Source organism: Mycobacterium sp. 1165178.9 (assembly GCF_001673555.1).
In the GTDB taxonomy this organism is placed as follows: Bacteria; Actinomycetota; Actinomycetes; order Mycobacteriales; family Mycobacteriaceae; genus Mycobacterium.
In genome coordinates this window covers 1-9,083 of sequence record NZ_LZMB01000465.1, presented here as the reverse complement: position 1 = coordinate 9,083, position 9,083 = coordinate 1, and the positions used below count along the sequence as shown (strand labels likewise).

The window sequence follows — 9,083 nt, the reverse complement described above, 5'->3', positions numbered from 1 at the left end:
GCCGGCGAACGACGAGGTGGAACTTTAGCGTGGTTCACTCATGTTTGTACTAGTAGCCGGTCGCACAAGCACCGGTCACAGGAATCTCACAATCAAGCTCAAGGAATTAGAAGGGAAGCGCCATGAGCAGCATCGCATTGTGGTCGCGACCGGCCTGGGACACCGACCGGTGGTTGCGCGACTTTTTCGGACCCGCCGCCGCGGCGGACTGGAACTCCCCGGCTACCAGCGGCTTCAAGCCCGCCGCCGAGATCGTCAAGGACGGCGACGACGCGATCGTACGGGTCGAGCTCCCGGGCGTTGACGTCGACCAGGACGTCAACGTCGAGGTCGACCGCGGACGGTTGGTCATCCACGGCGAGCACCGCGATCAGCGTTCGGAAGAGAAGGAAGGCCGCACGCTACGGGAGATCCGGTACGGGTCATTCCGCCGGTCGTTCCAGCTGCCCGGCCACGTCACCGGCGACGCCATCACGGCGAGCTACGACGCCGGCGTGCTGACGGTGCGGGTCGCCGGTGCGTACGCCGACAACCAGGCGCAGCGCATCGAGATCACCAAATAGTCTCCGGCCAGTTCGGACAAACACAGCCGAATCCGGCGGAGTCACAACGGCTCCGCCGGATTTGGCACGTCACTTCCAGCGAGCCAGCAGCTCCTTGGCCCGGGTCGCCAGCGCGGCCTGCAGGAACGGCCCGAAACTGATGCGCGCCACACCCAGCGGACCGAAGGACGCCGGGTCGTCCTGGTCGGGCAGCGCGATCGCGTTGACCGGCAACTCCAGCTCGGCGGTCAAGCGCCGCAACGTGTCGGGATCGTGGCGGCCCACCGGATACAGCACATCGGCGCCGGCGCCAGCCGCCTGATTCAGGCGTGCCACCGCCCGTTCGACGCGATCGGACGCCTCACCGTCCTGGCGCAGGAAAAGATCCGTCCGGGCATTGATGACGACGTGCACGCCGGCCGCGTCGGCGGCCGACCGCAGTTCGCCGACCAATTCGGCGTGTTCGTCGGCGGACCGCAACCGCTTGCCCTCCGAGTGCACAGTGTCCTCGATGTTCAGCCCGACGGCCCCGGCGCCCAGGAGGCCCTCGATCAGCCGGGTCGCCGGCTGCCCGTAGCCGGATTCGATGTCCACCGACACCGGGACGTCGACGGCGGCGGTGATCTGTGCGACCCGGGTGAGGACATCGTCGAACGACATGCCTTCGTTGTCGGGTTTGCCGATCGAGTCCGCCATCGGGTGGCTGCCCACGGTGAGTGCGGCGAATCCGGCGCCGGTGGCCAGCCGCGCCGACCAGGCATCCCACACGGTCGGCAGGATGACCGGGTCGCCCGGCCGGTGCAGTTCCAGCAGCGTGGCGGCCCGTTCGGCCGGCGTGGTGCGTCCCGTCATAAGTGACTGCTCCCTCGACATCCGGGCCCAACGGACTGACCTGCGGCGTGTGCCGTGGATAGTATCGAGGGCGTACTGTGATCCGAAACACTGCCGAGGAGATCCGTTGACGAGCACGACTGGCACGACCGAATTCGCCGAACTCCACGACCTCATCGGCGGCCTGCGGCGGTGCGTGAGTTCCCTGCGGGCCCGATACGGTGACAGTCCGGCCATGCGGCGCATCGTCATCGATGCCGACCGCATCATGTCCGACGTCGACCTGCTCGACTCCGACGTGTCCGAATTGGACCTGGCCGGCGCCACCGTGCAGCAGTCCGGCGAGAAGATCGTCATTCCAGACACCCAGTACGACAGCGAATTCTGGCGCGACGTCGACGACGAGGGTGTCGGGGGTCACAACAGGGCCTGAACAACCCAAGCCCCCCAGAAAAGGGGGGCTTTCCTCTGTGTACCCTTCGACCTACAGCCCGTTCGAAGAGGAACACACTAAATGAGCGCACCCACGGCGAACCGTCCTGCGTCCGGTGTCTTTTCACCCACGCGCGCCCGTATCCAGCAACGCACCCTACGCACCGACCGGTGGTGGATGTCGCCGCTGCGAATCGATCTCGGCTTCGCCGCCTTCCTTATATATGCGACAGCGCGCGCGTTCCAACAGAATTACTTCTTCGTCCCCAAATACCATTACCTGACGCCGTTCTACTCACCCTGTGTGAGCAGGGGTTGCGGTGAGGCCGGCGACATCTGGCCGCAGTTCCTTCCCGACGTGTGGTGGCTGCCGTACGCGGCACTGTCGCTGCCGTTCCTGCTGCTGTTCCGGTTGACCTGCTACTACTACCGCGGCGCCTACTACCGCACGGTGTGGCAATCGCCCAGCGCCTGCGCCGTGGCCGAGCCCCGCGCCCACTACACCGGCGAGACCCGGTTCCCGCTGATCATCCAGAACACGCACCGATACTTCTTTTACATCGCCGGCATCATCTCGGTGATCAACACCTACGACGCCATCGTCGCGTTCCACTCCGACAGCGGACCCGGCGGATTCGGCTTCGGCTTGGGCAATCTGATCCTGCTCGGCAACGTCGTCATGCTCTGGATCTACACGCTGTCGTGCCACTCCTGCCGGCACGTCACCGGCGGGCGGCTCAAGCACTTCTCCAAGCATCCTGTGCGGTACTGGATCTGGACGCAGGTCAGTGCCATCAACACACGGCACAAGCTGTACGCGTGGATCACGCTGGGCACGCTGATGCTCACCGACTTCTACGTCGCGCTGGTGGCCAGCGGTACCATCCCCGACCTGAGATTTGTTGGCTGACAAGCCATTTCGACATCAATCAGAATTAGCTAGCGAGGGTTTCAATGGTTGAAATCGAGCGGCACACGTACGACGTGGTCGTGATCGGTGCCGGCGGCGCCGGGCTGCGTGCGGTTATCGAAGCGCGTGAACGGGGTTTGCGGGTCGCGGTGGTGTGCAAGTCGCTGTTCGGCAAGGCCCACACGGTGATGGCCGAGGGTGGCTGCGCGGCGTCCATGGGCAACACCAACCCGAAGGACAACTGGAAGACCCACTTCGGCGACACGATGCGCGGCGGGAAATTCCTCAACAACTGGCGCATGGCCGAACTGCACGCCAAGGAAGCGCCGGACCGCGTCTGGGAGCTGGAAACCTATGGCGCGCTGTTCGATCGCCTCAAGGACGGCAAGATCAGCCAGCGCAACTTCGGCGGGCACACCTACCCGCGGCTGGCCCACGTCGGTGACCGCACCGGCCTGGAGCTGATCCGCACCATGCAGCAGAAGATCGTCTCGCTGCAGCAGGAGGATTTCGCCGAGCTCGGCGACTACGAAGCGCGGATCAGGGTGTTCGCCGAAACCACGATCACCGAGCTGATCAAGGATGGCGACGCGATCTCCGGGGCGTTCGGCTACATCCGCGAAAGCGGAAACTTCATCTTGTTCGAGGCGCCCGCGGTGGTGCTGGCCACCGGCGGCATCGGCAAGTCGTTCAAGGTCACATCTAACTCGTGGGAGTACACCGGCGACGGCCACGCGCTGGCCCTGCGGGCGGGCGCTTCGCTGATCAACATGGAGTTCGTCCAGTTCCACCCGACGGGCATGGTGTGGCCGCCGAGTGTGAAGGGGATCCTGGTCACTGAGGGCGTTCGCGGTGATGGCGGAGTGCTGAAGAATTCCGACGACAAGCGGTTCATGTTCGATTACATCCCGTCGGTGTTCAAGGGCCAGTACGCCGAGTCCGAACAAGAAGCCGACCAGTGGCTCAAGGACAACGACTCGGCCCGCCGCACTCCGGACCTGCTGCCCCGCGACGAGGTCGCGCGCGCGATCAACTCCGAGGTCAAGGCCGGCCGGGGCAGCCCACACGGCGGCGTCTTCCTCGACATCGCGTCGCGGCTGACGCCGGCGGAGATCAACCGCCGTCTGCCGTCGATGTACCACCAGTTCAAGGAGCTGGCCGGGGTCGACATCACCAAGGAACCGATGGAAGTCGGGCCGACCTGCCACTACGTGATGGGCGGCGTCGAGGTGGACGCCGACACCGGAGCCGCCACGGTCCCCGGTCTTTTCGCCGCCGGCGAATGCTCCGGCGGTATGCACGGCTCGAACCGGCTGGGCGGCAACTCGCTGTCGGACCTGCTGGTGTTCGGCCGGCGGGCCGGTCTGGGCGCGGCCGACTACGTGCGGGCCTTGAGCAGCCGTCCGACCATCTCGGACGGCGCCGTCGAGGCGGCGGCGAAGCGGGCGCTCTCGCCCTTCGAGGCGCCGGCCAACGGTGCCGCCGGGGAGAACCCGTACACCCTGCAGCTGGAACTGCAACAGTCGATGAACGACCTGGTCGGCATCATCCGTAAGTCTGACGAGATCACGGAGGCCCTGGCCCGGCTCGACAAGCTGCGCGCGCGGTTCAAAAACCTCCACGTGGAGGGGCAGCGCCGGTACAACCCGGCCTGGAACCTCGCCCTCGACCTGCGCAACATGCTGCTGGTCAGCGAATGCGTCGCCAAGGCAGCGCTACAGCGCACCGAGAGCCGCGGCGGGCACACCCGCGACGACCATCCGTCGATGGACTCGTCGTGGCGCAAGGTCCTGCTGGTGTGCGAGGCGGCCGATGGCGACGAGGTGATTCCGGACATCACCATCACGAAGAAGGATCAGACGCCGATGCGGCCCGATCTGCTGGAGCTGTTTGAAATCGGTGAGCTGGAGAAGTACTACACCGACGAAGAACTCGCCGGGCACCCAGGACGGAGTGGCAAATGACCTACAACGCGACGATGCGGGTCTGGCGCGGTGACGATGCCGACGGTGGTCTGCAGGACTTCACGGTTGAGGTCAACGAGGGCGAGGTCGTTCTCGACATCATCCATCGCCTGCAGCAGACCCAGACGCCCGATCTGGCGGTCCGGTGGAACTGCAAGGCGGGCAAGTGTGGCTCCTGCTCGGCGGAGATCAACGGCAAGCCGCGGCTGCTCTGCATGACCCGGATGTCGACGTTCGCCGAGGACGAGGTCGTCACCGTCACGCCGCTGCGGACGTTCCCGGTGATCCGCGACCTGGTCACCGACGTCTCGTTCAACTACGAAAAGGCCCGCGAGATACCGTCTTTCGCGCCGCCCAAGGACCTGCAGCCCGGCGAATACCGGATGGCGCAGGAGGACGTCGGACGCTCCCAGGAATTCCGCAAGTGCATCGAGTGCTTCCTGTGCCAGAACGTGTGCCACGTGGTCCGCGATCACGAGGAGAACAAGAAGGCGTTCGCCGGCCCGCGCTTCCTGATGCGAATCGCCGAGCTGGAGATGCACCCGCTGGACACCCGCGATCGGCGCAACGACGCTCAGGACGAGCATGGCCTGGGCTACTGCAACATCACCAAGTGCTGCACCGAGGTCTGCCCGGAAAACATCAAGATCACCGACAACGCGCTGATTCCGATGAAAGAACGGGTCGCCGACCGCAAGTACGACCCCGTGGTGTGGCTGGGAAACAAGCTGTTCCGTCGCTGAGCTGCCACGCCGTTCTGATCCGGGCCGATCCCGTCATCGGACGTTAGGCCGTCGCGGGACTCGGGTAACCAAACTGCATCCTGTCGGGCCGCCGCGTGCGGCCGTGTACCCGCGACCGGAAAGGCAGTTCATTGGAACCCATGCGAGAAACCGCCAGCATCAACAACATTCGCACCGCAATTCGGCAGTTGTCGGTCCGCGCCCAGCTCGCGAACAAGGAAGGCCGGCACACCGATGCCGCCGAACTCGAGAACCGCATCCAGAGCTTTCGGGAAGAACTGAGCCACCGCCCCTAGCCGCCGGTGGAAAGGCGCGACTACTACGCGCCGAGACGGCGAAAGACGCTCCGATGGAACACGATGGGCGCCACCTCGGCGTCCACCGTCACCTCGCTGACACGCAACACCACGATGGTGTGATCGCCGGCCGGGATGAGCTGCTCGATAGCGCTTTCCAGCCAGAGGCCGGTGCCCTTGATGAACACCGCCCCGGTGGACCGCGAGACCGTCTCCAACCCGGCGAACCTGTCGCCGGTCTTGGCGGCCAGCGAGCGCGCGGCCTCGTCGTGCTCCTCGCCAAGCACGCTGATGCCCAGCATCGGCAGGTCCTTGAGCTTGGGCCACGTTGTGGAGGTGTTCTGCACGCAGAACGAGACCAACGGCGGATCCAGCGATACGGGCACAAACGTACTGGCCGCCAGGCCTTCCCGGGTTCCATTCACCTCGGCGGCGATCGCCACGACACCGGACGGGAAATGACCGAAGGCCTCCCGAAGCGACGACGCTGTCAGCTTGTTATTCGAGTTCACCGGACTTATTCGCCCCTAGAGCCGGAGACGGGACTTGTCGGATGTGACCCTACCCGGCGTCACTCGCCCGGGCGCGGCCACCCTTACCCGTTTTCTAAGCGTTCTGCCGAATATCCGTGCGCCGCGGCGACATCCGGGTGGGCCCGCAGCCTGCTCTTCCAAGCGTTGCGGCCGTAGACCGCGAAGATCGGATCCGAGGGATCGTCGACTCGCTGGGCGCGTGCCTCGAGTTCGTCGGGCAGCGACAGCACCGGTATCCGTGCGTCCAGGCGGGGGTTGAAGAAGAAGGGCACCGAGATGCGGCCGCCCGCGAGCCCCTGCAGGTTGACCCGGTGCTCGGTGGCCCGTAGGTATCCGCGCGTCGCCACCTCCAGGAGTTCACCGATGTTGACGATGAATGCGCCCTCGCGCGGCGGCACGTCGATCCAGCCGCCGTTCGAATGTCCGATTCCGGGCGGCCGCACCTGTAGGCCCGTGCTGCCCGGTTCGGCCAGCAACAGCGTCAGCACCCCGGCGTCACGGTGCGCGCCCACGCCCTGCGCGCTGGCCGCGCGGCCCGGGTAGCTGATGATCTTGATCAGCGTGGCGGGCGCGTCGGCGAAGGCCGCGTCGAACACATCGGACGGACTGCCCAGCGAGGCCGCCCAGTGCTGCAGCAGGGTGCGGGCCACCGCGGACAGCGCGGCATCCCACTCGGCGACGATCCCGGCTAGTTCCGGCAGCGCGGCCGGCCACTGATTGGGCCCCTGCAGCCACCGAAAGTCGGACCCGTCCAGCCCGCCGATGGGCGGCCGTTCGGGCCCCACGTCGATCTGCTCGCGCCAGTCCACCTCCCCACGGGTCAACTCGCCGCCGAGCCGGGTGTAACCCCGGAAATGGGGGCTGCGCACCATCGCGACGGCGTCCTTGTCGCGCTGCGGCAGCGCGAAGAGACGGCGGGCCGCGTCGAGGACCCGCGTCACCAAATCCGGCGGAACGCCGTGACCGGTGAGATAGAAGAACCCGACCTCGTGGCCGGCGGCGCGCAGACCCTCCCGTAGACGGCCCGGATCGGCCCGCAGGTCCACCGTGGGCAGCTCCGCGGGCGGCGCAGTGACGCCGCGCACATCGGTCATGTGTGCATCATCACCGCAGGTAAATCAATTTCCACCGCGTGACCTGCAGCTTCCCAACCGGTTGGTTAATTAGGCAATGAAATCTAGCTCACATTGGCTTGCATACCGCTGACGCTAGCGATATTTTAGCGGTGTTACTGGTGGGTAACTTAGACCTAGTACCCAACCACAAGTGGCATTCTCAACGAGGAGGACCGTAGTGAGCCACTACAAGAGCAACGTCCGCGACCAGGAGTTCAACCTGTTCGAAGTTTTGGGCGTTGACAAGGCCTTGGGCCAAGGCGAGTACAGCGATCTGGACGCCGACACCGCCCGCGAAATGTTGAACGAGATCAGTCGGCTGGCCGAAGGGCCGGTCGCGGAGTCGTTCGTGGAGGGGGACCGCAATCCGCCGGTCTTCGACCCGAAGGCGCACTCGGTGACGCTGCCGGAGTCTTTCAAGAAGTCCGTACGGGCCGTCATCGAGGCGGGTTGGGACAAGGTTGGTCTTGACGAGGCGCTGGGCGGAGTGCCGGCGCCTAAGGCGCTGCTATGGGCCCTGCACGAGCATCTTCTGGGCGCCAACCCGGCCGTGTGGATGTACGCCGGAGGTGCGGGCTTCGCCCAGATCCTTCACCACCTCGGCACCGACGAGCAGAAGAAGTGGGCCGAGCTGGCCGCTGAGCGCGGCTGGGGTTCGACCATGGTGCTCACCGAGCCGGACGCCGGCTCCGACGTGGGAGCCGGGCGGACCAAAGCAGTCCAGCAAGAGGACGGTTCCTGGCACATCGACGGTGTGAAGCGGTTCATCACCTCCGCCGACTCCGGCGATCTGTTCGAGAACATCTTCCACCTGGTGCTGGCGCGCCCGGAGGGTGCCGGACCGGGCACCAAGGGCCTGTCCCTGTTCTTCGTGCCCAAGTTCCTGTTCGACTTCGAGACCGGTGAGCTGGGCGAGCGCAACGGCGTCTACGTCACCAACGTCGAGCACAAGATGGGCTTGAAGGTATCGGCGACGTGTGAGCTGAGCTTCGGCCAGCATGACGTCCCCGCCAAGGGCTGGCTGGTCGGCGAGGTGCACAACGGCATCGCGCAGATGTTCGAGGTGATCGAGCAGGCCCGCATGATGGTCGGCACCAAGGCCATCGCGACGCTGTCGACGGGTTACCTGAACGCGCTCGAGTACGCGAAGTCGCGCGTCCAGGGCGCCGACATGACCCAGATGACCGACAAGACCGCGCCGCGGGTGACCATCACGCACCACCCGGACGTGCGCCGGTCGCTGATGACCCAGAAGGCCTACGCCGAGGGTCTGCGCGCGCTGTACCTGTTCACGGCGACCTACCAGGACTCGGCTGTCGCCGAGGCACTGCACGGTGTGGACGCCGAGCTGGCGGTCAAGGTCAACGACCTGATGCTGCCGGTCGTCAAGGGTGTGGGCTCGGAGCAGGCGTACGCCAAGCTCACCGAGAGCCTGCAGACCTTCGGTGGGTCCGGCTTCCTGCAGGACTACCCGATCGAGCAGTACATCCGCGACGCCAAGATCGACTCGCTCTACGAGGGCACCACCGCCATCCAGGCGCAGGACTTCTTCTTCCGGAAGATCGTCCGCGACAAGGGCACGGCGCTGGCTCACGTATCCGAGCAGATCCAGAAGTTCGTCGACAGCGAGTCCGGCAACGGCCGCCTGAAGACCGAGCGCGAGTTGCTGGCCAAGGCGCTAGACGACGTCCAGGCGATGGCGGCGACGCTGACCGGC

10 protein-coding genes are annotated in these 9,083 nt (G+C 65.7%); 7 read left to right on the top strand and 3 right to left on the bottom strand.

Annotated features, from left to right (window positions below; all coding sequences use genetic code 11):
* Nucleotides 1-122: 122 nt before the first annotated feature.
* Nucleotides 123-563: an Hsp20/alpha crystallin family protein gene (locus A5652_RS20075; RefSeq protein WP_067355555.1), complete on the top strand. Its 441-nt coding sequence runs from the start codon at nt 123-125 to the stop codon at nt 561-563.
* Between the two features lie 69 nt (nt 564-632).
* Here A5652_RS20075 and A5652_RS20070 read toward each other — a convergent pair whose 3' ends face one another.
* Nucleotides 633-1,394: an isocitrate lyase/phosphoenolpyruvate mutase family protein gene (locus tag A5652_RS20070; RefSeq protein ID WP_067355552.1), complete on the bottom strand. Its 762-nt coding sequence runs from the start codon at nt 1,392-1,394 to the stop codon at nt 633-635.
* Nucleotides 1,395-1,500: 106 nt separating this feature from the next.
* On the opposite strand from A5652_RS20070, the gene A5652_RS20065 reads away from it, so the two are divergent.
* The 5 genes from A5652_RS20065 to A5652_RS28140 all read left to right on the top strand — a co-directional run bounded on the left by A5652_RS20065 (nt 1,501) and on the right by A5652_RS28140 (nt 5,718).
* Nucleotides 1,501-1,806: a hypothetical protein gene (locus tag A5652_RS20065; RefSeq protein ID WP_067355549.1), complete on the top strand. Its 306-nt coding sequence runs from the start codon at nt 1,501-1,503 to the stop codon at nt 1,804-1,806.
* Nucleotides 1,807-1,887: 81 nt separating this feature from the next.
* Entirely contained in the window at nt 1,888-2,715 is an 828-nt protein-coding gene (locus tag A5652_RS20060; protein WP_067355547.1) for a hypothetical protein, read from the top strand.
* Between the two features lie 44 nt (nt 2,716-2,759).
* Nucleotides 2,760-4,679 (top strand): fumarate reductase/succinate dehydrogenase flavoprotein subunit, encoded by a 1,920-nt coding sequence (locus A5652_RS20055; RefSeq protein WP_067355544.1) that lies wholly within the window; start codon nt 2,760-2,762, stop codon nt 4,677-4,679.
* On the top strand, nt 4,676-5,422 hold the full coding sequence (locus tag A5652_RS20050) for a succinate dehydrogenase/fumarate reductase iron-sulfur subunit (RefSeq protein ID WP_067123930.1): 747 nt from the start codon (nt 4,676-4,678) through the stop codon (nt 5,420-5,422). The genes A5652_RS20055 and A5652_RS20050 overlap by 4 nt, the downstream gene beginning before the upstream one ends.
* Nucleotides 5,423-5,562: 140 nt before the next feature.
* Entirely contained in the window at nt 5,563-5,718 is a 156-nt protein-coding gene (locus tag A5652_RS28140; RefSeq protein WP_197514027.1) for a hypothetical protein, read from the top strand.
* A gap of 23 nt (nt 5,719-5,741) precedes the next feature.
* On the opposite strand, the gene A5652_RS20045 is transcribed toward A5652_RS28140, so the two are convergent.
* Both A5652_RS20045 and A5652_RS20040 read right to left on the bottom strand, forming a co-directional pair.
* Nucleotides 5,742-6,230: a flavin reductase family protein gene (locus A5652_RS20045; RefSeq protein WP_067123936.1), complete on the bottom strand. Its 489-nt coding sequence runs from the start codon at nt 6,228-6,230 to the stop codon at nt 5,742-5,744.
* 83 nt (nt 6,231-6,313) lie between these two features.
* Nucleotides 6,314-7,345, bottom strand: coding sequence for an isopenicillin N synthase family oxygenase (locus A5652_RS20040; protein ID WP_067355541.1), 1,032 nt, complete (start codon nt 7,343-7,345; stop codon nt 6,314-6,316).
* A gap of 199 nt (nt 7,346-7,544) precedes the next feature.
* Between A5652_RS20040 and A5652_RS20035 the strand changes: the two genes are divergently transcribed.
* The coding region (locus A5652_RS20035) for an acyl-CoA dehydrogenase family protein (protein ID WP_067355538.1) at nt 7,545-9,083 on the top strand (1,539 nt) is incomplete at its 3' end.

What these genes read in the sequence shown, in the direction of transcription:
- A5652_RS20040 (WP_067355541.1), bottom strand. Translation starts at nt 7,345, where the DNA reads ATGACCGATGTGCGCGGCGTCACTGCGCCGCCCGCGGAGCTGCCCACG.
- A5652_RS20050 (WP_067123930.1), top strand. Translation starts at nt 4,676, where the DNA reads ATGACCTACAACGCGACGATGCGGGTCTGGCGCGGTGACGATGCCGAC.
- A5652_RS28140 (WP_197514027.1), top strand. Translation starts at nt 5,563, where the DNA reads ATGCGAGAAACCGCCAGCATCAACAACATTCGCACCGCAATTCGGCAG.
- A5652_RS20060 (WP_067355547.1), top strand. Translation starts at nt 1,888, where the DNA reads ATGAGCGCACCCACGGCGAACCGTCCTGCGTCCGGTGTCTTTTCACCC.
- A5652_RS20075 (WP_067355555.1), top strand. Translation starts at nt 123, where the DNA reads ATGAGCAGCATCGCATTGTGGTCGCGACCGGCCTGGGACACCGACCGG.
- A5652_RS20055 (WP_067355544.1), top strand. Translation starts at nt 2,760, where the DNA reads ATGGTTGAAATCGAGCGGCACACGTACGACGTGGTCGTGATCGGTGCC.
- A5652_RS20070 (WP_067355552.1), bottom strand. Translation starts at nt 1,394, where the DNA reads ATGACGGGACGCACCACGCCGGCCGAACGGGCCGCCACGCTGCTGGAA.